20 protein-coding genes are annotated in these 24,723 nt (G+C 68.9%); 14 read left to right on the top strand and 6 right to left on the bottom strand.

Translation table 11 applies throughout. The features are described 5' to 3' along the window. Positions 1–6: 6 nt before the first annotated feature. Complete coding sequence (locus K3U96_RS12530) at positions 7–846, bottom strand: SH3-like domain-containing protein (RefSeq protein WP_069404068.1); 840 nt, start codon at positions 844–846, stop codon at positions 7–9. Between the two features lie 230 nt (positions 847–1,076). Here K3U96_RS12530 and K3U96_RS12535 point away from each other — a divergent pair, with 230 nt between their 5' ends. Beyond that, positions 1,077–3,065, top strand: coding sequence for an FUSC family protein (locus tag K3U96_RS12535; protein ID WP_220693207.1), 1,989 nt, complete (start codon positions 1,077–1,079; stop codon positions 3,063–3,065). Here the strand turns inward: K3U96_RS12535 and K3U96_RS12540 are convergent. Continuing rightward, on the bottom strand, positions 3,034–3,663 hold the full coding sequence (locus K3U96_RS12540; RefSeq protein WP_220693208.1) for a PaaI family thioesterase: 630 nt from the start codon (positions 3,661–3,663) through the stop codon (positions 3,034–3,036). The genes K3U96_RS12535 and K3U96_RS12540 overlap by 32 nt on opposite strands. A gap of 74 nt (positions 3,664–3,737) precedes the next feature. On the opposite strand from K3U96_RS12540, the gene K3U96_RS12545 reads away from it, so the two are divergent. The 10 genes from K3U96_RS12545 to K3U96_RS12590 all read left to right on the top strand — a co-directional run bounded on the left by K3U96_RS12545 (position 3,738) and on the right by K3U96_RS12590 (position 15,471). Then, positions 3,738–5,408: a tetratricopeptide repeat protein gene (locus tag K3U96_RS12545; RefSeq protein ID WP_220693209.1), complete on the top strand. Its 1,671-nt coding sequence runs from the start codon at positions 3,738–3,740 to the stop codon at positions 5,406–5,408. An 11-nt stretch (positions 5,409–5,419) separates the two neighbouring features. Then, a complete protein-coding gene (locus tag K3U96_RS12550; RefSeq protein WP_069405882.1) occupies positions 5,420–5,899 on the top strand; it encodes a nucleoside deaminase in 480 nt (159 codons plus the stop codon). Further along, a complete protein-coding gene (locus tag K3U96_RS12555) occupies positions 5,896–7,188 on the top strand; it encodes an alpha-amylase family glycosyl hydrolase (protein WP_220693210.1) in 1,293 nt (430 codons plus the stop codon). The genes K3U96_RS12550 and K3U96_RS12555 overlap by 4 nt, the downstream gene beginning before the upstream one ends. Next, a complete protein-coding gene (locus K3U96_RS12560) occupies positions 7,185–8,426 on the top strand; it encodes an alpha-hydroxy acid oxidase (RefSeq protein WP_069405880.1) in 1,242 nt (413 codons plus the stop codon). Before K3U96_RS12555 ends, K3U96_RS12560 begins: the two co-directional genes overlap by 4 nt. A gap of 191 nt (positions 8,427–8,617) precedes the next feature. Further along, positions 8,618–9,622 (top strand): esterase family protein, encoded by a 1,005-nt coding sequence (locus K3U96_RS12565; protein ID WP_069405879.1) that lies wholly within the window; start codon positions 8,618–8,620, stop codon positions 9,620–9,622. A 177-nt stretch (positions 9,623–9,799) separates the two neighbouring features. Next, complete coding sequence (gene lon, locus K3U96_RS12570) at positions 9,800–12,154, top strand: endopeptidase La (RefSeq protein ID WP_220693211.1); 2,355 nt, start codon at positions 9,800–9,802, stop codon at positions 12,152–12,154. Positions 12,155–12,228: 74 nt separating this feature from the next. Further along, positions 12,229–12,876, top strand: coding sequence for an HhH-GDP family DNA glycosylase (locus K3U96_RS12575; protein ID WP_220693212.1), 648 nt, complete (start codon positions 12,229–12,231; stop codon positions 12,874–12,876). Further along, positions 12,873–13,631, top strand: coding sequence for a DUF72 domain-containing protein (locus tag K3U96_RS12580; protein ID WP_220693213.1), 759 nt, complete (start codon positions 12,873–12,875; stop codon positions 13,629–13,631). Before K3U96_RS12575 ends, K3U96_RS12580 begins: the two co-directional genes overlap by 4 nt. A gap of 11 nt (positions 13,632–13,642) precedes the next feature. Next, positions 13,643–14,848: an NAD(P)/FAD-dependent oxidoreductase gene (locus K3U96_RS12585; RefSeq protein ID WP_220693214.1), complete on the top strand. Its 1,206-nt coding sequence runs from the start codon at positions 13,643–13,645 to the stop codon at positions 14,846–14,848. Positions 14,849–14,892: 44 nt separating this feature from the next. Next, entirely contained in the window at positions 14,893–15,471 is a 579-nt protein-coding gene (locus K3U96_RS12590) for a hypothetical protein (RefSeq protein WP_220693215.1), read from the top strand. A 3-nt stretch (positions 15,472–15,474) separates the two neighbouring features. Here K3U96_RS12590 and K3U96_RS12595 read toward each other — a convergent pair whose 3' ends face one another. Further along, positions 15,475–16,944: an acetyl-CoA acetyltransferase gene (locus K3U96_RS12595; protein ID WP_220693508.1), complete on the bottom strand. Its 1,470-nt coding sequence runs from the start codon at positions 16,942–16,944 to the stop codon at positions 15,475–15,477. Next, on the bottom strand, positions 16,944–19,292 hold the full coding sequence (locus tag K3U96_RS12600; protein WP_268928481.1) for a CaiB/BaiF CoA-transferase family protein: 2,349 nt from the start codon (positions 19,290–19,292) through the stop codon (positions 16,944–16,946). The genes K3U96_RS12595 and K3U96_RS12600 overlap by 1 nt, the downstream gene beginning before the upstream one ends. Positions 19,293–19,358: 66 nt before the next feature. Between K3U96_RS12600 and K3U96_RS12605 the strand changes: the two genes are divergently transcribed. Together K3U96_RS12605 and K3U96_RS12610 are read left to right on the top strand one after the other, a co-directional pair. Next, positions 19,359–21,776 carry a phosphoketolase family protein gene (locus tag K3U96_RS12605; protein WP_220693216.1) on the top strand — a complete coding sequence of 806 codons (2,418 nt, stop codon included), beginning with the start codon at positions 19,359–19,361 and terminating at the stop codon, positions 21,774–21,776. 11 nt (positions 21,777–21,787) lie between these two features. Next, the gene (locus tag K3U96_RS12610; protein ID WP_230982443.1) at positions 21,788–22,561 is read left to right on the top strand and encodes a CPBP family intramembrane glutamic endopeptidase; all 774 of its coding nucleotides are present in this window, start codon (positions 21,788–21,790) and stop codon (positions 22,559–22,561) included. On the opposite strand, the gene K3U96_RS12615 is transcribed toward K3U96_RS12610, so the two are convergent. Further along, complete coding sequence (locus tag K3U96_RS12615) at positions 22,505–23,140, bottom strand: CGNR zinc finger domain-containing protein (RefSeq protein WP_220693217.1); 636 nt, start codon at positions 23,138–23,140, stop codon at positions 22,505–22,507. The two genes, K3U96_RS12610 and K3U96_RS12615, sit on opposite strands and share 57 nt — an antisense overlap. A 110-nt stretch (positions 23,141–23,250) precedes the next feature. Here K3U96_RS12615 and K3U96_RS12620 point away from each other — a divergent pair, with 110 nt between their 5' ends. Continuing rightward, positions 23,251–23,718: a hypothetical protein gene (locus K3U96_RS12620; RefSeq protein WP_230982444.1), complete on the top strand. Its 468-nt coding sequence runs from the start codon at positions 23,251–23,253 to the stop codon at positions 23,716–23,718. Here K3U96_RS12620 and K3U96_RS12625 read toward each other — a convergent pair. Continuing rightward, positions 23,715–24,716 carry a zinc-binding alcohol dehydrogenase family protein gene (locus K3U96_RS12625; protein ID WP_220693511.1) on the bottom strand — a complete coding sequence of 334 codons (1,002 nt, stop codon included), beginning with the start codon at positions 24,714–24,716 and terminating at the stop codon, positions 23,715–23,717. The two genes, K3U96_RS12620 and K3U96_RS12625, sit on opposite strands and share 4 nt — an antisense overlap. Positions 24,717–24,723: the final 7 nt, after the last annotated feature.

Below are 24,723 nucleotides of genomic sequence, written 5' to 3' on the forward strand. Positions count from 1 at the left end.
GTGAACTCAGGTCGCCGACTGCAGCCAGCGCTCGGGAATTTCGGTCTGGATGACGTCATCGGCGGTGCCGGTGTAGCCGTCCCATAATTCGGACATGTTGAACCGGACGACGTAGAACCACTCCGGCCGCGCATCGGGGCGATCCCAGGTTTCGTCCTCAGCCGCGGGGCTCTCGTAGGCCACTGTGGCGATCTCGCCGGTCGCGCCGCGCACATATTCGGGTGTGCGGGTGTAGAACACGACGGGAAGTTCGCGCACCAGCACCGCGTCGCCAACCTTGAACTTCGGCTCGCCGGCCTGACCGGCATAGACCTGGGGATCACCCTTGCCGACCGCGTGTTTGTGATGGGCGTTGCGTTTGACCTGGGACCCGTCACCTTCGAACTTCGGGTTGGCCGCCAGCGCCCGACCGCGCAGCCCGCCGTCGTAGCGGGCGGCGACCTCGGCCATCCGCTCGCTCAACTCGCCGAGGGCGATGTGGTGCTTTTCCACCAGTACCCGGGCGACGGCCAGCAGCCACCGCCCGTAATAGGGCAGCCCGAGATACTGGGCCCGGCCGACGTCGACGTTGCCGATGCGGCGACGCTCTTCTGAGAGCCAGATGCCGCGCCACGCCAGCACTTCGCAGATGACGTAGGTCATGTGCTCCCACAGCTCGTACTGCTTGTTCTCGTACTTCATCGGAGCATCCGGCTCACCGCCTACGTCGTGGACCGGTTTGAGGTATGCCGTGATGCGCCCGTGGTCGAGCAGATCAGGGGTGGGAGCGTCGGGAAGCTCGGGATACGCCGATTTCAGCCGGGCGACGAGATCCAGTTGAGCTGCACGTTCGGCCGCTGTGCTCATTCCCCGGACTTTATCCCCGCAACAGCGCCCACATCAGCCGAATTGCGAACTGGCTGCGAGGTTACCGGAAACCGACCCGCCCGTGGACACGGGATAGTCGGTGCCGCAACATATTTGACGGGCCCGGCGATTATGGACGTCGACCCGCTGGGCGCGCGGGGCCACCGCCCGCGGCGAGGTGACCGCGTGTACTGCACCGGTACCGGGTGAAAAAGGGTCAGAATGGCTGAGTGACCACCGGGGGCAAGGTCGTCGAAGCCCTACGGCCGACGTCGCCGGACATCGGGGCGGTTGTGCGCAGCCTGCTCGGCGTCCTGGCGATGGCAACCGTGGGTCTGCTGTGCCATTCCGGCGCGGCGGCGTTGTGGGCGGCCGGAGCCGCCGCCATCGCAGGCGCGATCGCCCTTCAGGACAGCCCCGGTGGGCGGGTGTCACTGGTCGTCACGGTCTCGCTGCAAATGGGGGCCGCCGTCCTTCTCGGCGCGCTGACCGGCGCCTACAACGTGCTGTTCGTCATGGTCGTGGCGGTGTGGTGTTTCGGCGCGGGGCTGCAGTGGGCGCTGGGCGGCAACGCCGGGCTGGTCGGCGCGGCGGCCAGCGCACTGCTCGTGGTCGCGGCGCCCGTGCCCCCGTCGGTGTCATCGGTGCTGGTACCCACCGTGTTGGCGATCGCCGCGGGCTGTCTGCAGGCGGTGTTGATCGCCGTGTGGCCTCCGCAGCGGTGGCGGACCCAGCGGGAGGCGTTGGCGAACGCTTATCGGTCGTTGGCCGACGATGCCCGCCAGGTCGCGGCGGACCGGGCGGCGCCGCTGGACGCGGCGCTGTCACCGTCGTTGCGCGACGCGTTCATGGACACCCAGGCCAGCAGGCGGCCCAGAGCCTATCTCGGCGGGCACCGGCTGCCCGAGCGGATCATGGCCACATTGCACGCGTTTCGCGGCTCTGCCGACGGCGAGCGTGACGACGTGTCACAGATGCTGGGGTCCGCGGCCGCCGTGCTCGACACGATCGCCGATCACAAGCACACCGCGCGCCGCGACGCCGAGCACGCGCTCGTTCGCGTCGACACCGCGGTTTCGATGATCGGCGGGCCGGAAGTCGCTACTGCACAACGGCTTTCACAGCAGCTACACGAAGCCGCCGAGCTGCGCTTCCCCGACCTCTACCGACCCGACGTCATCAACCCGATCCGCACGGCAGCCGCACAGGTGCGCACCCACCTGACGTGGACATCGCCGATTCTGCGCCACGCGGTGCGGCTTTCGGCGGCGGTCACGCTGGGCATCGCCGCCGACCGCTTCGCACCGGTCAACCACGGCTACTGGGCCGCGCTGACGGTCCTGATGGTGCTGCGCCCGGAAACCGCACACACCTACACCCGCTGCGTCGGCCGCATCGCCGCCATCGCGGCGGGCATCGTGTTGACGTCGTCGATCACCCTGTTACTGGAGCCGACCGGGTACGTCGCCGCGGTGCTGGCGACGCTGTTCGTGGCGATCACCTACGCGGTCACCCGGTTCGGCTACATCGTGGCCAGCGTGGCGCTGGCCGGGGCGGTGGTGTTTCTGCTCGACATCGGCACGGCAACCTCGGGTGCGACGGTCGAAGACCGGTTGTTCTCCGTGGTGATCGGCGGCGGGCTGGCCGTGGTCGCGCACGTGGCGTTCCCCGACCACGCGCTGATCCGGCTGTGGCAACGCTCAGGTGAGCTGCTGAAGGGTGAAATCGACTACGCCGCAACGGTGATCAAGGCCTACATCCACGAACTCGACCGGCCTGCCGACGCGGTGTCGGCGGCCTGGCAGAAGGCCTTCCGCGCCCGCGCATCGTTCGAAGCGGCGTCGGGGGCGGCCCGGCTGGACTCGCCCGAACTGCGCCGGTGGCTGCGCTCGTACCGGGCGGCGCTCAACGCGGTCACGAGCGCGTGCACGGCGCTGGAGGCCAGCCTGCCGCCGCAACCGCTCACCAACGTGACACCCGAATTCGTCGCGGCCGTCGACGACTACGTCGATGCGTTGCGCGGCGCCCCGCCGAGTCCGGCCGAGCCGTGGACGGTCGATCTGGCTGCGCTCAGCGCCGCCAACCAGCAGGTGCGCGACCGGGCCGCCGAATTGTCCGCGGACAACGGTGCCGCGCGGGTACTTGTCTCCGAGATCGCGGCGATCACCCGCAGCCTGTCGAGTATCGCTAGTGTTCGCGAGCCCACTTCGGTGAAATGAACACGCCCTCGGCTTCCGCCGTGACGCCCTCTTCGTCAGCCAAATGACCTGTGGCATAGGTCTTGACGCCCTCGCTGCGGGTGACCTTCGCCTCGGCGTGTAGCCGGCCGAGCCGGGTGGTGCGCAGGTAGCGCAGGGTGATGGTGCCGGTGAAGCGTGGCTTCACCCCGTCGCTTGCCGCTTCGCCGAGCAGGTGGTCGAGCACCAGCGCGGCGATGCCGCCGTGCACGTGACCCGGCGGGCCCTCGTAGGCCGCGCCCATGTCGAATTCGGTGTGCACCCGCCCGTCGGCGTCGCGGTGCACCACCAGCGGCGGCGCGAACGGGTTGCGGATGCCGATCACCGGATTCCCCCACGCCATCCGCTCGCCGCCGCTGGTGGTGCGCACCCCGAACGGGCCGTCGCTCTGCTCCGACCGCAGCCGCGCGGTCGCCGCGTCGATCTGCGCCTTGACCGCGGCCACCGTCTCCGCGTCGACCTCGGTGCGGATGGTCGCGTCCACGAGTTCGCGCACGGACTCGGCGAGCGGCGCGTAGGCCGCGCGTAGCTGAGCGATCTCCCCAGCGGAGACATCGCCGATATCGGTGAACTTCACCATGGCAGCACTAGAACACGTTCTAGCTCAGCTTGTCGAATCAGCGCGCCGCCGCCGCGCAGGGCTTATCGTGCCTCATGGCCTTTGCGCACACCGAGCCGTACTACGACCTGGGTCGCTATCACCGACGCACCGATACCGCCGATCCAGGAGCGCAGGCGTGGTTCGACCGGGGCATGGTGTGGGCGTACGCGTTCAACCACGAAGAGGCTGTCAGCTGCTTCGAGCGCGCGCTGGAACTCGATCCCGACCTGGCGGTCGCGCGCTGGGGAATCGCGTATGCGATCGGGCCCAACTACAACAAGGCGTGGGAGGCATTCGACCCCGTCGAGATGGCAACGGCGTTGGCCAGGGCCAGGACCGAACTCGGGCTGGCCGCCGGCGGGCGCGCGTCCACCGTGGAGCGCGGGCTGATCAGCGCGCTGCAGGCGCGGTTTCCCACCGAAGACCCCGATGACGCCGAGGCGCTGGGTGCCGGGAGCCTGGCCTACGCCGATGCGATGGCGGCCTTGAGCGAGGCCTATCCCGACGACATCGACGTAGCCGCGCTGACCGCCGACGCCCTGGTCAACGTGACCGCGTGGGCGTTGTGGGACACCCGCACCGGCGAACCGGCCGTCGGCTCGCGGGTGCTGCAGGCCAAACAGATCCTCGACCACGCGCTCGACACCGCCGCGGGACGCGAACATCCCGGCATCCTGCACCTGTATGTGCACACCATGGAGATGTCGGCCCGCCCGCAGGATGCGCTACCCGCCGCGGACCTGCTGCGCGATCTGGTGCCCGACGCGGGCCATCTGCGGCACATGCCCAGCCACATCGACGTGCTGTGCGGGAACTACCGGGATTCGGTGGTGGCGAACTCGGCTGCGGCACAAGTCGATCAGCGGTTCGTGCAGCGGTCCGGGCCGCTGAACTTCTATTCGCTCTACCGCGCCCACAACCTGCATTTCATCGTGTATTCGGCGATGCTGGAAGGCAATTCGCGCGCCGCCTTCGCGGCCGCCGACGAGCTCGCCGGACAGCTGACACCGCAACTGCTGAGCATCGAGTCCCCGCCGATGGCCGACTGGCTAGAGGCGTTCGTGCCGTTGGGTGTCCATGCGCTGGTCCGGTTCGGCCGCTGGGACGAGCTGATCGCCCATCGGCTGCCCCACGACCTCGACCTGTACTGCTCCACCGCGGCGACCATCCACTACGGCCGCGGCGTCGCGCACGCGGTCAAGGGAAACCTCGCCGAGGCCCACACCGAGCATGAGGCGTTTCTGAGCGCGTATGCCCGCATCCCCGAAACCCGGTACCTGTTCAACAACACCGTGATCGACATCTTGGCGATCGCCGCGCAGATGCTCGCCGGTGAGATCGCCTACCGGGAGGGCGAGTTCGACGAGGCGTTCGCACGGTTGGAGGCCGCGATCGCGCTCGACGACGCGCTGCCCTACGACGAACCGTGGGGCTGGATGCAGCCGACCAGGCACGCCTACGGCGCCCTGCTGCTCGAACAGGGCCGGGTGGACGAGGCCGCCGCGGTGTACGCCGCCGACCTCGGACTGGATCGCACACTGCCGCGGGCGTGTCAGCACCCCAACAACGTGTGGAGCCTGCACGGTTACCACGAATGCCTGCAGCGGCTGGGCCGCACCGACGAAGCGACGATCATCGGGCAGCAGTTGGCGTTGGCCCTGGCGCGTGCGGACGTGCCGATCGCGGCCTCGTGTGCGTGCCGTCTGGAGGTCGGCGCCCCGTAGACTGCGGGTCGATGGCCCTAAGCGACGACGATCTCGCCCGCCTGAGCCGCTGCGTGGAACTGGCGCGTGAGGCGCTGGAAAACGGCGACCAGCCGTTCGGGTCGATCCTGGTCGACGCCGACGGCCGCACCCGCTTCGAGGACCGCAACCGGGTCAAGGACGGCGACCCGACCCGCCATCCGGAATTCGCGATCGCGCGCTGGGCGGTAACCAACCTGAGCCCCGCCGAACGGGCCGGCGCCACCGTGTACACCTCCGGTGAGCACTGCCCGATGTGCGCGGCCGCGCACGCCTGGGTGGGGTTGGACCGCATCGTCTACGCGACGTCCTCGGCACAGCTGAGCCAGTGGCTGCGGGAGTGGGGTGCGCCGCCGTCGCCGGTGGCGCCGCTGCCGATCACCACGGTGGCTCCCCTGCTGACCGTCGAAGGGCCGGCCCCGCAGTTCACCGAACCGATGAAGGCCCTCTACGAAGCCAAGTTCCGGTCATGACCGAGCCCGCCTGGGTGCAGCACGTGATCTGGTGGCAGATCTACCCGCTGGGGTTCGTCGGCGCGTATCCGGCCGACCCGCCGCCGGGTCCGGACGAACACCGGCTGCGCCGCGTCGTCGGATGGCTGGACCACGCCATCGAACTCGGCGCCTCCGGCATTGCGCTCGGGCCGGTGTTCGCCTCCCGCACCCACGGGTACGACACCGTCGACCACTACCGCATCGACCCCCGCCTCGGTGACGACGGCGACTTCGACACGCTGGTTGCCGAGGCGAAAAGCCGCGGGCTGCGCATCCTGCTCGACGGGGTGTTCAACCACGTCGCCGCCGATTTCGCCCGCTCTGACTGGTTCCGCAAGGGCGACAAGGGCTTTGACACGTTCGAGGGTCACGGCAACCTGATCGCTCTCGATCACGACAATCCGGAGGTGATCACCCACACCGTCGACGTGATGACGCACTGGCTGGGCCGCGGCGCCGACGGGTGGCGCCTCGATGCGGCGTACGCGGTGCCCGACCGGTTCTGGGCCGAGGTACTGCCCCTGGTCCGCGCGCGATATCCCGACGCCTGGTTCGTCGGGGAGGTCATCCACGGCGACTATGCGGCGCGCGTCGCTGAGTCGCGCTTCGATTCGGTGACCCAGTACGAGCTGTGGAAAGCGATCTGGAGCGCGCTGATCGACGGTAACTTCCACGAACTGGACTGGGCGCTGCTGCGGCACAACGAGTTCCTCGACACCTTCGTGCCGATGACGTTCGCCGGCAACCACGACGTCACCCGGATCGCCAGCCGGCTCAGCGACGCCGGACACCTCGAGCACGCGCTGGTCCTCCTGTTCACCACCGGCGGCACACCGAGCGTGTACGCCGGTGACGAGTTCGCCTATCTCGGCGTCAAGGAGGAGCGCTTCGGCGGCGACGACGCGGTACGACCGGAATTCGGGCCCGCGCCGAACGACGACGAGCACCGCCAGGACGTGTTCCGGCTGCACCAGCACCTGATCGGTCTGCGCAGGCGACATTCCTGGCTGCACACCGCGCGTACGTCGGCGCTGCACCTGGCCAACCGTCAGTACGTCTATGAAACCCGCGACGGTGCCACGGCGTTGGTGGTCGCGCTCAACATCGACGACGCCCCGCTTCGGGTCGCGCTGGACGACCTCGGCTTCGGCCGCGGCCGCATCGTGGCAGGGTCCGGCGCACGTCCGGCCGACACGGTGGACGAGACCGAGGTCGCGCCGCACGGCTGGCTCGTCATCGAGCCGGAGGCCCGGACGTGGGCGCCGTGAAGCGACGGGTACCGCGTCCTGCGGAGTTGGCTCCTCTGCTGGGTTTTCGTGCGCCGCGGTTGGGCGGGCAGCGACGGCTCGCCGATGCGTTGACCATCGCCGACCTGCGCAGGTTGGCACGGCGACGCACCCCCAGGGCGGCGTTCGATTACACCGACGGCGCCGCCGAGGATGAGCTGTCGCTGGACCGGGCGCGCCAGGCGTTCCGCGACATCGAGTTTCATCCGACGATCCTGCGTAACGTCGCCGCGGTCGACACCAGCCGCACCGTTCTGGGCGCCGCGGTCGCCCAGCCCTTCGGCATTGCCCCGACCGGTTTCACCCGGCTCATGCACACCGAGGGCGAGATCGCCGGCGCTCACGCCGCGGCACGTGCAGGTATCCCGTTCTCGCTGTCCACGCTGGGCACCGCCTCCATCGAGGATGTGCAGGCGGCTAATCCCCATGGCCGCAACTGGTTTCAGCTGTACATGTGGAAGGACCGGGACCGGTCGATGGCGCTGGTGGAGCGCGCCGCCGCGGCAGGCTACGACACGCTGCTGGTGACCGTCGACGTTCCGGTCGCAGGTGCCCGGCTTCGCGACACCCGCAACGGCATGTCGATTCCGCCCACGCTGACCCTGCGCACCGTGCTCGATGCCCTACCGCGTGCCCGCTGGTGGTTCGACCTGCTGAGCACCGAACCGCTGGCGTTCGCGTCGCTGGACCGCTGGCCCGGCACCGTCGCCGAATACCTGGACACGATGTTCGATCCCACCGTCACGTTCGAGGATCTGGCCTGGATCAAGAAGCAGTGGCCGAATCGCCTGGTGGTCAAGGGAATCCAAACAGTTGAGGATGCCAGGGCGGTGGTGGATCTCGGAGTCGACGGTATCGTGCTGTCCAATCACGGCGGTCGCCAACTCGACCGCGCCCCGGTGCCGTTTCACCTGCTCCCCCACGTCGCACGCGAGGTCGGCGACGACACCGAGGTTTTGCTGGACACCGGAATCATGTCGGGAGCCGACGTCGTCGCCGCGATCGCGCTGGGCGCACGGTTCACCCTGGTCGGACGCGCCTACCTCTACGGGCTGATGGCAGGCGGTGAGGCCGGCGTCGCCCGTGCCATCGAGATCCTCTCGGCGCAGGTCAGTCGTACAATGCGGCTGCTCGGCGTGACGTCCCTCGACGAGTTGGGTCCGGGCCACGTGACCCAGCTGCACCGGTTCGGACGCGGCGTCGGGCCGTCGTCACAGTAGTCACTCCTTTCTCACTGGTCACGGCAGGTATCGGCGGATCCTGAGTCCGCGCCGAGTCGGAATCGTTAGCCAACCGCGATACGGCAACCGAGTGTCGAGCCCGTGGTCCGGCCCACCATGCGTGTTTCATTACGCAGGAAGCGACGGCAATTGCTTTGTGACAAGCGATGAAAGGTGGGTTGGTTGCCGTTATGAAGTTCTTTAAGAGGTACCGAGGTACCAGAACAAAACTGTTGCGCCGCTTGGCGGTCACCGCCGTGACGGCGGTGACTCTGCCCGGTCTGATCGGCGTCGTCGGGGGCTCGGCGACCGCTGGCGCGTTCTCTCGGCCGGGGCTACCCGTCGAGTATCTGGATGTGCCCTCCGCGGCGATGAACCGCAACATCCGGATCCAGTTCCAGGGCGGCGGTCCGCACGCGGTGTACCTGCTCGACGGCCTGCGCGCCCAGGACGACTACAACGGCTGGGACATCAACACCCCGGCGTTCGAGTGGTACTACCAGTCGGGGCTCTCGGTCGTCATGCCGGTCGGCGGTCAGTCCAGTTTCTACACCGACTGGTACCAGCCGTCACGGGGTAACGGCCAGGACTACACCTACAAGTGGGAGACGTTCCTGACCCAGGAACTGCCCGCGTGGCTGGAAGCCAACCGGGGCGTGTCGCAGAACGGCAATGCGGTGGTCGGCATCTCGATGGCCGGCAGCAGCGCGCTGACGTACGCGATCTACTACCCGCAGAAGTTCATCTACGCCGCGTCGCTGTCGGGCTTCCTCAACCCCTCCGAGGGCTGGTGGCCGATGCTGATCGGGCTGGCGATGCAGGATGCGGGCGGGTTCAACGCCGAGAGCATGTGGGGCCCGTCAACGGACCCGGCGTGGAAGCGCAATGACCCGATGATCAACATCGGTCAGTTGGTGGCCAACAACACCCGCATCTGGATCTACTGCGGCACCGGAACCCCGTCGGATCTGGACTCCGGGGCTGCGGGGCAGAACCTGATGGCAGCGCAGTTCCTCGAAGGGTTCACGTTGCGCACCAACATCACCTTCCGCGACAACTACGTCGCCGCGGGTGGGGCCAACGGGGTGTTCAACTTCCCCGCACAGGGCACGCACAGCTGGGGCTACTGGGGTCAGCAGCTCGAGCAGATGAAGCCCGATATCCAGCGGGTGCTTGGAGCCTCTGGCGCCGTCTAAACCACCCCACACAGGGAGCCTGCCGTCACCCCCGAACGGCAGGCTCCCTGCCTTTTTGGGTGGTTGTGGGTGGGGCCGCCCCGCGGACGGATTCTGCGGACGGCAGAAAATTGATGTATGGGAACAAACCTGCCAACCCCAAGGTTGAGTCCGTCTGACTGAACTTTGGAGGATTTGATGGCTGAAGCAACGACAGCGTCGCGTGTTGTGCCCGTTCTTTTCTACAGCGACCCGATCGTGCTGCCGTCGATGGTCGTTCCCATCGAACTCGACGACGCCGCGCGGGCCGCGGTGGATGCTGCGCAGGCCAGCGAGACCGGCGAACTGCTGATCGCGCCGCGGCTGGACGACCGCTACCCCTCCTACGGTGTGCTGGCCGAGATCGTGCAGGTCGGCCGGATCGCCGGCGGAACCGGCACCGCGGCGGTGGTGCGCGGCAAGAGCCGTGCGCACATCGGTGCCGGGGCCAGCGGGCCGGGGACCGCGCTGTGGGTCGAGGTGACCGAGGTCATCGAGGGTCCCGCACCGGAGCACGTCAAGACGCTGGCCGGCGAGTACAAGAAGCTGCTGCTGGCCATGCTGCAACGTCGGGAAGCCTGGCAGATCATCGACTTCGTCAACCAGCTGACCGACCCGTCGGCGCTGGCCGACACGGCCGGTTACGCGTCGTACCTGACGCTGGTGCAGAAGCGTCAGCTGCTGGAGACCCCCGACGTCGCCGAGCGGCTCAAGCTGCTGATCGAATGGACCGGCGAGCACCTCGCCGAGGTCGAGGTGACCGACAAGATCGCCGAGGATGTCCGTGAGGGCATGGAGAAGCAGCAGAAGGAATTCCTGCTGCGCCAGCAACTCGCCGCGATCCGCAAGGAGCTGGGCGAATCCGACGACGGCACCGGGTCATCTGATGACTACCGCAGCCGCGTTGAGGCCGCCGACCTGCCCGACAACGTTCGCGAAGCGGCGCTGCGCGAGGTCGGCAAGCTGGAACGGGCCAGCGACCAGAGCCCGGAGAGCGGTTGGATCCGCACCTGGCTGGACACCGTGCTGGACCTGCCGTGGAACGTCACCACCGACGACAGCACCGACCTGAAGGGCGCGCGCGAGATTCTCGACGCCGACCACCACGGGTTGGAGGACGTCAAGGACCGCATCGTCGAGTACCTGGCCGTGCGGGCGCGTCGCGCCCAGCGCGGCATGGAGATCGTCGGCGGCCGCGGTTCGGGTGCGGTGATGGTGCTGGCCGGCCCGCCCGGCGTCGGTAAGACGTCGTTAGGCGAGAGCGTGGCCCGCGCGTTGGGCCGCAAGTTCGTCCGCGTCGCCCTCGGCGGCGTGCGCGACGAGGCCGAGATCCGCGGTCACCGGCGCACCTATGTCGGTGCCCTGCCCGGGCGCATCGTGCGGGCCATCGGCGAAGCGGGTTCGATGAACCCCGTCGTGCTGCTCGACGAGATCGACAAGGTCGGCTCGGACTATCGCGGCGATCCGGCGGCAGCTCTGCTGGAGGTCTTGGACCCGGCGCAGAACCACACGTTCCGCGACCACTACCTGGACCTGGATCTGGACCTGTCGGACGTGGTGTTCCTGGCCACCGCCAACGTGATCGAGAACATCCCGTCGGCGCTTTTGGACCGCATGGAGCTGGTGGAGATCGACGGCTACACCGCCGACGACAAGCTCGCCATCGCGCAGGCCTTCCTGCTGCCCCGGCAGCGGGATCGGGCGGCGCTGACCATGGATGAAGTCGAGGTCACCGAGGCCGCGCTGCGCAAGGTGGCCGCGGACTACACCCGCGAGCCCGGTGTGCGGCAGTTTGAACGGCTGCTGGCCAAGATGATGCGCAAGGTCGCGACCAAGCTGGCCACCGAGCCGGCTCCGGTCGTGGTCGACGAGCCCGATCTCGTTGAGTACCTTGGCCGTCCACGGTTTTTGCCCGAGTCGGCCGAGCGCACCGCGGTGCCGGGGGTTGCCACCGGCCTTGCGGTGACGGGAATGGGCGGCGATGTGCTCTACATCGAAGCCAACGCCGTCGGATCGGATCAGGCCGGGGACTCCGCTCTGGTTCTGACGGGTCAGCTCGGCGACGTGATGAAGGAATCGGCGCAGATCGCGCTGTCCTACGTGCGGTCGCACGCCGACCAGTTGGGTGTCGACCCGAAGACGCTGGAGCGGCTTATCCACCTGCACGTGCCGGCCGGCGCGGTGCCCAAGGACGGGCCGTCGGCCGGTGTCACGATGGTGACCGCGCTGGTGTCGATGGCCACCGGACGCCAGGTGCGCTCGGACGTCGGGATGACCGGTGAGGTCACCCTGAACGGGCGGGTGTTGCCGATCGGCGGGGTCAAGCAGAAGTTGCTTGCCGCCCAACGCGCCGGGCTGTCAACGGTTTTCATCCCGCAGCGCAACGAGGCCGACCTGGACGACGTCCCGGCCGACGTGCTCGACGCGTTGGAGGTCAAACCGATGACCGATGTCGCCGAGATCGTCGCGCAGGCCCTGGCGCCTGCCGAGCTCGCCGGCGCGACGGCCGCCTGACCCCTACCCGCCTCCCCTGCTCGCGCTGCTGTGGCAGACGTTTGTCACCCGCTCGGCGCGGGTAGGCGGCGCAGGTGGAAACCTCTGACCAAAAGCAGTTGGTCCAGAGCCTGTTGGAGCATGCAGGCACCACCTACGCCGAAGAGGCGGGTATCCGGCTCAAGGACCAGCCGATGCCGCTGTTCGAACTGCTGGTGCTGTGCATGCTGGCCAGCAAGCCGATCGACGCCGCGATCGCGGTGCGCGCGGCGCGTGAGCTGTTCGCTGACGGGCTGCGCAAACCCGATGCGGTGCTCGAGGCCGAGCGCAAGGACATGATCCGCGCGTTCGGCCGCGCACACTACGTGCGCTACGACGAAAGCTCGGCCACCCGGCTCACCGACATCGCCGAGACGGTCCGCGACGAATACGGCGGTGACCTACGGCGATTGGCGGCCGAGAGCGAACACGACGTGCGCACCGCCGCCGATCTCCTCAAGCAGTTCAAGGGGATCGGCGACACCGGAGCCGACATCTTTCTGCGCGAGGTCCAGGACGTGTGGACCTGGGCGCGACCCTTTTTCGACACGCGTGCGGTGAACGCCGCACGCGAATTGGGGCTGCCCGGCAAGGCCGACGACCTCGCCGGGCTCGCCCCGCGCTCGACGGCGAAGCTGGCCGCGGCGCTGGTGCGGGTGTCGCTGGACGACGAGCTGCGCGAGAAGGTCGCCGCCTCGCGATGATCCGCATCGGCACGTCGGGGTGGTCCTATGCGCACTGGACCGATGTGCTGTATGCGCCGGGGCTGCCGGTGGCCAAGCGGCTGGGCCGCTACGTCGAGGAGTTCGACACCGTCGAGCTCAATGCCAGCTTCTACCGCTGGCCGAAGGACAGTGCATTCACCGGGTGGCGCCAGCGGCTGCCGGACGGCTTCACCATGTCGGTCAAGGCCCAGCGCGGGTTGACGCACTACCGCCGGCTGCGGCAGCCGGAGCCCTGGATCGAGCGGTTCGACCGGTGTTGGACGGCGTTGGGCGACCGCAGCGAAGCGCTGCTGGTGCAGCCGCATCCGCAGTTGGAACGCGACGACGCACTTCTGGACACCTTCCTACGCCTCATGCCCGACCGCATCGACGTCGCGATGGAGCTACGTCATCCGTCGTGGGACGACCCCGCGGTGTATGCCCTGCTGGAGCGGCACGGCGCGGCCTATGTGGTGATGAGCGGCGCGGGGCTGCGCTGCGTGCCGCGCGTGACGGCCGAGTTGGTCTACGTCCGGATGCACGGCCCCGACCAGAACTCGATGTATGCCGGTTCCTATCCCGACGACGAACTGCGGGCCTGGGCCGAGCGAATCCTGGGCTGGGACGCCGAGGGCAGGCGGGTAGTCGTCTACTTCAACAACGACCTGGGCGGCCACGCCGTCCGAAATGCGCGCTTGCTCAAGGAGCTGACGGCGCGCGACACCGGCTCCGCTGTCGTGTTCCGCTGCGAGTAAGCTCAGATGACATGACTACATCGTCCACGATCGTCATCGTCGGCGGTGGCCTCGCCGCGGCGAAGGCCGCAGAAGCACTGCGGGACAAGGATTTCGATGGCCACATCGTCCTGTTTGCCGCCGAGGAACACCTCCCCTACGAGCGGCCGCCGCTGTCCAAGGACTACCTGGCGGGCAAGAAGGCGCTTGGCGACTTCACCGTCGCGAACTCGGCCTGGTACCGCGATCACCGCGTCGAACTGCGACTGGGCACCGAGGTGACCGGCATCGACACCGGCGCGCACACCGTTTCGCTGCCCGACGGCGACACGGTGCACTACGACAAGCTGCTGCTGGCCACCGGGTCGCGTTCGCGCAAACCGCCGATCCCCGGTGCGGATTCGGCCGGGGTGCACTACCTGCGCAGCATCGACGACGCCGAGGCGTTGAAATCGACGCTGAAAGACGGTGTTTCGTTGGCCGTCGTCGGCGCCGGATGGATCGGCCTGGAGGTGGCCGCCAACGCGCGTGAGCAAGGCGCTGCGGTCACCGTGGTCGAAACCGCCGACACCCCGCTGCAGGCAGCGCTCGGGCGTGAACTCGGCGAGGTGTTCGCCAACCTGCATCGCGAGCATGGCGTCGACCTGCGGCTGTCGACGACGGTGGACGAGGTCACCTCAGCCGGCGGCACCGCGACCGGGCTGAAACTCAACGACGGCAGCACCGTGGACGCCGACCACGTGTTGATCGCGGTCGGCGCGGCGCCCAACATCGCGCTCGCCGAGGCCGCCGGGTTGACGATCGCCGACGGCGGCGTGCAGGTCGATTCGTCGTTGCGCACCAGCGACCCGGACATCTACGCCGTCGGGGACATCGCGGCCGCCGACCACCCGCTGCTGGGCGCGCGTATCCGCACCGAACACTGGGCGAACGCGCTCAAGCAACCGGCCGTCGCCGCTGACGCGATGCTCGGCAGGCCCGCCGAATACGCCGAGCTGCCCTACTTCTTCACCGATCAGTACGACCTCGGCATGGAATACGTCGGCCACGCCCCGGACTACGCACGGGTGGCCTATCGCGGAGACGTCGGCGCACGAGAGTTCACGGCGTTCTGGTTCGACGGCGACAGCCGGGTGATCGCCGGGATGAACGTCAACATCTGGGAGGGGCTCGACGACATCAAGGCGTTGATCCGCTCACGTGAGCCGGTCAACCCGGAACGGATCGGCGCCAGCTGATCGTGTTGGGCCACAACGCTGTCCGGTTGGCATCGCTGGCGGCAATGCTTACCCTCGTCGGCGCGGGCTGCTCGAACGAACGGATCGTCGACACCGGCGAACCGGCCGTGACCACCCAGGCGAGCACGTCGAAGCCGCCGCCGCCCACGCCGAGCAGCAGACATCTGGTGAACGCCTTCGACTACGCCGCACATCCGCAGGGTGCGGCCGTCTACTACTTCACCACCCCCAGCGGCAGATGGGCGTGCGCGATCGTGCCGCGGGTCAAGGCCGGCTGTCAGTCGGCGACGGGATGGGCATCGAGCCTGGGCATCTCCGGTGCACCCGATTCGGTGCCCGACGCCGCGGGCCAGGATGTGACGCCCAACGCCGTGGTGATCGAGCGTGCGGGCGAGGCGCGCTTCGTCGCGCTCGACGAACCCGAGTTCTCGCTCGCCGCCACGGATTCGGCGGACACAGCGAAGGTGCTGGACTTCAACCGGATTCTGGTCGCGGCCGGATTCCGTTGCAACGTACAGGAGTCCGGCGTGTCCTGTATGAGCGAGGCCAGCGGCAACGGGTTCACGTTCTCCGCGCAGCACTTCGCGCCGCACTACACCGAGGTACCCGCCGAGGCGCGGTGACGTCTACCGCAGCGTCGCGGTGCCGTCGGCGTTGACCGCCACCTTGGCGCCTGCGATGTCGCCGCGCACGGTCTCGGCGGCCTCGATCGGATCGGTGATGACCGCGAGCACGCGTGCGTCGTCGGGTGTGCGCAGCGCGAGGAACGCCTTCTCCGGCGCCCCGTCACGGCTGAACGGTGTCGTCCACGTCTCGACGGTGCCCACCCCTTCCCACTCGACGATCACGGACCGGACCGGTTCGCGGTCAACCGCCGATTGAACGTCTTCCCAACGGAATTCGTGTCGCGGCGGCTCGGCGCCGTACACGCCGAAACTGTGCTTGGTGAGATAGCCGCCGTTGGCGGTGACCAGACCCCGCTCACCGGGATTGGCGGCCAGGTGCTCGGCCATGGTGGCGATCGAATGGGTGACGTAGTTGTTCCACGGACCGCCGGCGAACGTGAGTCCGCCGGTCACCGTGAGCGGACGGCCGGGGTCGCCGAGCGGCAGCCCCAACTCGTTGGCGGCAACCTGCACTGCCGACGGGAAGCACGAGTACACGTCGACCGCGTCGACGTCGTCGATGCCGACGTCGGCCAGCTCCAGCACACGCCGCCCGCCGATCCGGATCGCCGGCGAAGCCGAGAACTCCGCGCGTTCACCGATGTCGTAGGTGTCGTGGGCGTCGGTGCCGGCATACGGGAACACCCAGCGGTCGGTGGGAACCTGCAGCGTCCTGGCCTTGTCCGCGGCGGCCAGGATCAACGCCGCACCCTGATCGACCATGTTGTTGGAGTTCATCAACTTGGTGTAGGGCCAGCTGACCATCCGGTTGTCCGGTGCGGGTTGCCAGATCTCCTCGGCCGAGCGAGCCTGCTGACTCCAGGCGTGGGGATTGCCCGCTGCCACGGCGGAGAACTGAGCCCACAGCTCACCGATGCGGCGCCGATGGTTCTCGGGTGTCTCCCCGGCGGCGATGCGCAGCGCCTGTTCGAACATCGGATAGACGTAGGCCGGCCGGTCCAGTTTGATCCGGGTGTCCGCGGGCCCGGCCATCGGCACGCTCTCGTCGGCGCCCTCGGGCAGCGGTACCGAATCGTCTTGTCTGGTCCAGTCGGGCTTGGTGCCCGCGGCCCGCAGGCGCGACCGGGTGCGCCAGGTTTCGGCACCGGTGATCAGCACCACGTCGGCGCGACCGCGCTGGATGTCCAGGCACGCCTGGTTGACCAGCGACTGCGGCACATTGCCGCCGATGCCGGTGTATCGCGTGCGGGCTGCGCCGGCCCCGATACGCTGTGCCACAAGTAGTCCCGGGTCGCGGTAGCGCCAGGACAGCAGGTTGACCACCTGTACCGCGTCGACGGCCTCGAGCAGGCGCGGATCGCCTGCCGCGCGGGCCGCCGCCACCATCAGATCGACGGGTTCCACGGTCGGGTCGTTTTCGCGCTGGTTCACCTGGCCGTAGCCGATCAGCACGGGTGTCCTCGGGTCCATCATGGCCTTTCTCGGTATGTGAACAGTGCGCCCTGCGCGATCAGCCGATCGGTGTCCTGCGACGTCAAACCGAGTACCTTCTGGCATATTTCGCGGGTGTGCTCGCCCGGCATCGGAGCCGGCCGCAGCTCTGCGGGCGCGATATTGGCATACGGTGCCGGACCCGTCTCGGTCGGCATCGGCGCATCGAACAGCGGATGCGCCATATCGGTGTAGGGCTTGCGGAACCGGACCTGCGGATCGGTGAGGACGTCGACGGCCCGGTTCATCGGTGCCGCGGCAATTCCGGCCCGCTGCAGCGCGTTCGCGACGTCGGTCTTGTCGCGGGTGCGGGTCCACTGCGCCAGATCACCGTCGACCACGGTGGCCAGGGCAGCCCGGTCGTCGTCGGACCGAAGCGACACCACACACCATTCGTCCTCACCCGCGCACGGATACACCCCGTGTTGCACCGCGTCGTCGAGCACCGGCAGGCCTGCGGCACGGGCGGATTCGGTGGCGTATACCGTCGCCAACTGGTTGACCGCGGCTTCGGCCTGCGAGATGTGCACGTGCGCACCGGTTCCGCTGGCGCGGCACTGCACCAGCGCGGCCAGCGCCGCGATCGCGGTGATCCTCGCCGAGACGTGATCGGGGAATACGGTGGTGGCGTCATAGAATTCGCCGGGCCCGGCATCCGGGGATGTCCACAGCCATGTCACGCCGGTGGTGGCGCGCACCAGCGGGCCGTAACCCATCCGGGCACTCCACGGACCGGTCGCACCGAACGCACTGCTCTCGGCGAGCACGATGGCCGGGTTGAGCTCACGCAGCCGGTCATACGAGAAGCCAAGTGAGGCAAGCGTTCCGGGTTTGAAGTTGGCGAACACCGCATCGGACTGGGCGACCAGCGCAGCGAACACCTGCGCGCCGTCGCGATGGCGCAGATCCAGGCCCAGGCCGTACTCGTTGCGGTGCGTCAACGCCCATGACCTGCTCATCGCCATGCCCGGCGGGGCCTGGCGCAGACCGTCGGGATAGGCCGCGCTCTCGATCTTGATGACCTCGGCGCCCAGGTCGGCGAACAGCCGGCCCAACTCGCCGCCTGCGACGATGACGCCCAGATCGAGTATGCGCATGCCCTCGAACGGCCGGCTGATGGTTTCGCCGCCGCTGACCGGGCGCGGCGTGGTGTCGGTCCACGCGGCGTCGTCGGCGCCGGGCGCCGGTGCCGGTCGGGTCAGCCCGGCGCGGTTGCCGTCGACGACGAACGGCCCGGCAGGTACGACCGCCTCGACGCCGCGGGCCAGTTCGGTGTCGGTGAGCGCGCCGACCTGGCGGAAGTGGTTGGAGGCCAACGTCTGTGCGGGGCTGAGCACGGCGGCGATCGGAACACCACGCGCCTGCCCCTCGGCGACCAGTTCCGTCATCGTCTGGCCGCTGAACAGTTCGGCGATGGCGGCGTTGAGGTCGCGCGATGCGGCGTAGCGTGCCGCGATGGTGTCGAACTTGGGGTCGGCGAACTGCTCGGGTTCGCCCAGCCAACCGAACATGCCCCGCCACTGGCGCGGGGACAGCAGGCAGATGCGCACGTAGCCGTCCCGGCAGCCGAAGATCGGATAGATCTGCTGGTTGCGTGGTCGTCCCCGCCACAGTTCGTCGGTCCGTTTCACGCCGACGGCGGCCTGACCTTCCGACCCGAACGGCGGATCCAGCGACTGAAGCACCCCCTCGAATCGGGAGAAGTCGATGTAATCGCCTGTGCCGTCGCGTAACCGGCGATAGTAGGCGGCCAGCGCAGCCCAGGCGGCCTGCGCCGCCGCCGTCGCCGACGCGATACCGACGGGCGGCAGCACCGGGGTGCCCGATGTCGGTCCGGTGCGCGACAACGCGGTCGACAGCGCGTACAGCACCGCGTCGGTGGCCCGCCACGACGCCCGCGGCCCGCTGGTCCCGAAGTCGGTGACCGACAACGTGACCAGGTGGGTGAAGCGTTGCGCCAGCACGGCGCACGACGTGCCGAACGCCGCCGCTGCACCGGGGTTGCCACCGTCCACCACGATGTCGGCGGCGCCGGCCAGGTCGATCAGCCGCGCACGGTCTGCGGCGTCGGACGGGTCGAGCACCGCGCTGCGCTTGTTGGCGTTCTGCAGTGCGAACTGCACGCTGGTGCCGACCACGCTCGGCCCGACACGGCGCGCCGGGCTCCCGCCGGGCGGTTCGATCTTCAGCACGTCGGCGCCGAGGTCGGCGAACAAGCGGCTGACACCGTCGGATTCGGCGCCGCCCATGTCGAGCACACGCACCGACGCCAGCGGCCCGGTACGCGACTCGGCCGCTGGCGTTTCGTCTCGCCGACTCCCCAGCACGACCGTGAGCGTAGTGGGTGACGATCGGGTTACTTCCCAGGCGTCGGGGGTACCCTAGGGCAGATCATGACCGCTGCGCCCCTGTCCCCCACGCTGTCCGACGATGAGCTGGCGTCGATCGACGCCTATTGGCGCGCAGCGAACTACCTGTCGGTGGGACAGATCTACCTGCTGGACAACCCGCTGCTGCGCGAACCGCTGGCCGCCGAGCACATCAAGCCGCGGCTGCTTGGCCACTGGGGCACCACACCCGGGCTGAACCTGGTCTACGCCCACCTGAACCGTGTGATCCGCGAGCGCGACCTGTCGGTGATCTACATCACCGGGCCCGGCCACGGTGGACCGGGGCTGGTCGCCAACGCCTACCTCGAGGGCACCTACAGCGAGGTCTACTCGCCGATCACCGAAGACACCGACGGGATGCGAAAGCTGTTCCGCCAGTTCTCGTTTCCCGGTGGAATACCGAGCCACGTCGCTGCGGAGACACCCGGTTCGATCCACGAGGGCGGCGAACTGGGATACGCGCTGGTGCACGCCTACGGCGCGGCGTTCGACAACCCGGACCTGGTGGTCGCCTGCGTGATCGGCGACGGCGAGGCCGAGACCGGCCCGTTGGCGGCCAGCTGGCATTCCAACAAATTCCTCGACCCGGTCACCGACGGCGCCGTGCTGCCGATCCTGCACCTCAACTCGTACAAGATCGCCAACCCGACGGTGCTGGCGCGCATTCCGCAGGAGGAACTCGAGTCGCTGCTGTCCGGCTACGGGTACCGGCCCATCACGGTCGCCGGTGACGACCCGGCCAACGTGCACCAACAGCTGGCCACCGCGTTCGACGAGGCATTCGACCAGATCGCGGCGATCCAGCGGGCGGCCCGACTCGACGGTGAGGCGGGCAGGCCGCTGTGGCCGATGGTGGTGCTGCGCACGCCGAAGGGCTGGACCGGACCCAAGGAGGTGGACGGCAAGAAGGTCGAGGGCACCTGGCGGGCGCACCAGGTGCCGCTGTCGGAGACACGAACCAACGCCGAGCACCGCGCCGCGCTGGAGTCCTGGCTGCGCAGCTATGCACCCGACGAGCTGTTCGACGAGCTCGGCGGGTTGCGGCCCGAACTGCGGGCCTGCGCCCCGGCGGGGCAGCGCCGGATGAGCGCGAACCCGCACGCCAACGGCGGTCTGCTGCTGCGTGACCTGGACCTGCCGCCGTTCACCGACTACGCGGTGGACGTGGCCACCCCCGCCAGCGGCACCGCCGAGGCCACCCGGGTGCTGGGCATGTTTCTGCGGGACGTGATCGCGCGCAACCCGGACCGGTTCCGGTTGATGGGGCCCGACGAAACCGCCTCCAACCGGCTGTCGGCGGTCTACGAGGCGACCGACAAGGCCTGGCTGGCCGAGATCAGCCCCGACGACGAGAACCTCGCCCCCGACGGGCGGGTGATGGAAGTGCTTTCCGAGCACCTGTGCCAGGGTTGGCTGGAGGGTTACCTGCTGACCGGCCGGCACGGCCTGTTCAACTGCTACGAGGCGTTCGTCCACATCGTCGACTCGATGCTCAACCAGCACGCCAAATGGTTGTCCAGCAGCCGGGCGTTGACGTGGCGACGGCCGATCGCCTCGTTGAATTACCTTCTGACATCGCATGTTTGGCGTCAGGACCACAACGGCGCTTCGCATCAGGATCCGGGCTTCATCGACCATGTCGCCAACAAGCGTCCCGAAGTCGTTCGGGTGTACCTGCCGCCGGACGCCAACACGCTGCTGTCGGTGGCCGACCACTGCCTGCGCAGCAGGCACTACGTCAACGTCATCGTCGCGGGTAAGCAGCCCGCGCTGACGTATCTGACGATGGACGAGGCGATCGCGCACTGCACCCGCGGCCTGGGGATCTGGGACTGGGCCAGCAGCACCGCCGGTGAGCCCGACGTGGTGCTGGCCTGCGCCGGCGACATTCCGACGCTGGAAACCCTGGCCGCCGCCGACATCCTGCGCCGCGAGCTGCCCGAGCTGGCGGTGCGGGTGGTCAACGTCGTCGACATCATGCGGCTGCAACCCGAAACCGAACACCCCCACGGACTTTCCGACCACGAGTTCGACGCGGTGTTCACCACCGACAAGCCGGTGATCTTCGCCTACCACGGATACCCGTGGCTGATTCACCGGTTGACCTACCGCAGGACCAACCACGCGCACCTGCATGTGCGCGGGTACAAGGAGCGTGGCACCACCACCACCCCGTTCGACATGGTGATGCTCAACGACCTCGACCGCTTCCACCTGGTCATGGACGTCATCGACCGGGTGGACGGGCTGGCCCGCCGGGCGGCGGGGCTGCGGCAACGGATGCTCGACGCCCGGCTCGCCGCCCGCCGATACACCCGCGACCACGGCGAAGACGACCCGGCGATCGCCGACTGGACATGGGACCCCGACTACCAGGGACCGTCCCTGTCCCAGGACACCCGCGGCGAAAAACCCCGGTAGAATCGGTCGTCGTGTCAGTGCCAGCCGCCGAAGCCGTGGTCGCCAACCCGCCGCACCCGCTGATCGAGCAGTTGTCCGCGCTGCATCGCTTCCGCACCTACGTCGATATCGGCGTCGTCATCGTGGTGTTGGCGCTGACGAACCTCATCGCCCACTTCACCACCCCGTGGGCCAGCATCGCCGTCGTGCCTGCCGCCGCGGTCGGCCTGCTGATCCTGGTGCGCTCCCGCGGCCTGGGCTGGACCGAACTCGGGCTGGGCCGCGCGCAGTGGCGCTCGGGCGCCGGCTATGCCCTGGCCGCCGTCGCCGTGGTGGTGTCGGTCATCGCGATCGGCGCGATGCTGCCGTGGACCAGGCCGTTGTTCATGAACAACAACTACGCGACGATTTCGGGCGCGCTGATCGCGTCGATGATCATCATTCCGCTGCAGACCGTCATTCCCGAGGAACTGGCCTTCCGCGGGGTGCTGCAGGGCGCGCTGGACCGCGCCTGGGGTTTCCGCGGGGTGGCCGCCGCCGGATCGTTGCTGTTCGGGCTCTGGCACATCGCGACCTCACTGGGGTTGACCGCCAGCAACGTGGGCTTCAGCGCGGTGTTCGGCGGCGGTTGGCTGGGCACGGTCGCCGGCGTCGCGCTGGCGGTGGTGGCGACCGCGGTCGCCGGGTTCGTGTTCACCTGGCTGCGTCGCCGCAGCGGCAGCCTGATCGCCCCGATCGCCTTGCACTGGTCACTCAACGGGCTCGGCGCGCTGGCCGCCGCCATGGTCTGGCACCTGTCCACCTGACCCGCGCCTGCGCGCGCGGAACTGCCGGTTCTTGAGCTTGTTGCCGCAGGTCGACATGCTGCACCAGGTACCGCCGTGGTTGCGGGACTTGTCGTAGAACGCCCACTGGCATTCATCGTTGGCGCACGCCTTGAGCAGCGCCCAGGTGCCGTCGCGCTGGGCGTCGCGGATCACCAGCAGCAGTTCGACGAGCCGTTCGGCCGGTGAGTCCCCCGGCACTGCCAGCCGGATGTCACCGTCGTCGCCGACCTGGGCCCGCGCGCTGCCGCGGGCTGCGACGGTCCGCAGCGGCGTCAACGCGGCCTCGTCCGGGGCGGGGCCACCGGCGTTGCGCACCAGCTGGGCGCGCAGCGCTTCCCGCACGCCGCGAAGCAACTCCAGGTCGGCGACGCTCAGATCGGCGCCGGCCCCCAGCAGGCCCTGGTCGATCAACCACGGTCGCGCATCGGCGGGGTCGACGAGGCGGTCGGGCCCCGACGGCAGCTCGAAGGTGTTGACCAGCGACTGCACCCGGCACAGCGGTGCGGGTGCCGGTTTGGACTCGTGGTCACCGAGCCAACGCGTGCGGGTTGCGGGCATTCCCCCACTATACGGGCGGTGACCGGTAAATGACGTTGACTAGTCATGCATGACCGGCATAACGTGTTTGATAGTCATCTCGTCGGGGATGCCGGAATCGAGAGGAACTGATGATCGACAACTGGACGTCGACGTCGACGAGGGGAGCGCGCCGGTCCACGACCGGGCGCGCACCGCTGGCCGCGCGCCTGACGGCCCGGCTGCGGGCCGCCAGATTCGACCGGCTGATCGCGGTGGGCGTGAGCGCGCCGGAAGGCAGCGCGCTCGGCGTGCACTACGCGCGGCTGACGTCGCGGGCCGAACGCACCGCGGTCGCGCGGTCGTTGCGGGCAGCCGTTCGCGACGCGCGTTCCCGCGGGCCGCTGATGTCGTCGCGGATACCGATGCATGTGCCCAACATCGTTGCGGCAGAAGGGCTGATCGACACGGTTGCGCGGCGACTGGACTCCGCGCAACCGGTCGGTGCGCGCGGGGTGGCGCGGCTGCGCGCGCTGCTGGCCGACGGGTCCGGGCCGATGTACCGGTTCGGCCGCGGCGATCTGACGGGCCGGCTCGGCGCCGCCCTGGCGGAGCTCTAGACGATCAGCACCGCCGCGCCCGACACGCGGCCTGCGGCCAGGTCGCCGAGCGCGTCGTCGGCCCGGCCGAGCGGGTACCGCGGCGTCGTGACGTCGATGCGATGTTCGCCCGCGAAGGCGAGGAATTCGCGGGCGTCGGCGCGGGTGTTCGACGTCACCGACCGCAGCTGGCGTTCCTGGAACAGGTGGCGCTGATAGTTCAGCGTGGGAATGTCGGACAAGTGGATCCCGGCGATGGACAGCGTGCCGCCCCGGTCCAGCGCCTCGAGCGCGGGCAGCACCAGCTCACCGACCGGGGCGAACAGGATCGCCGAGTCGAGCGGCACCGGCGGTCTGTCCGCGGCACCCTGCGCTGATGCCGCGCCCAGCGCCAGCGCGAGCTCCCGTGCCCGCGCCCCCCGGGTCATGACGTGCACCTCGATGCCCTTGGCCAGCGCCACCTGTGCGGTGAGGTGGGCGCTGCCGCCGAACCCGTAGATACCCAACCGTCCGCCTGCGGGCACCTGCGCGCGCGCCAGTGCGCGATAGCCGATGATGCCCGCGCACAGCAGCGGCGCCAACTCGGCGTCGGAGTATCCCGACGGTAGGTGATGGGCGAAAGCGGCTGGCACCGTGGTGAATTCGGCATAACCGCCGTCGGCGTCCCATCCGGTGTAGCGCGAGTCCGGGCAGAGGTTCTCGTCGCCGCGCACGCAGTACCGACACCGCCCACAGGTGTGCCGCAGCCATGCCACCCCGACCCGGTCGCCGACGGCGAACTCGTCGGCGGTGTCCGGGCCGATGCCGACGACCTCCCCCACCACTTCGTGACCGGGGATCACCCCGCGCCGATGCACCGGCAGGTCGCCCTCGGCGACGTGAAGGTCGGTGCGGCACACCCCGCAGGCGTGCACCGCGACCAACAGTTCACCGGGCCCCGGATGCGGTATCTGCACCGTGACGCGCTCCACCGGGGCGGTGTCGATGGGACCCGGCGCCGTGAGCCGCCACGCCGTCATGGTGGAG

This window comes from Mycolicibacterium holsaticum DSM 44478 = JCM 12374, from assembly GCF_019645835.1.
Classification (GTDB): Bacteria; Actinomycetota; Actinomycetes; order Mycobacteriales; family Mycobacteriaceae; genus Mycobacterium; species Mycobacterium holsaticum.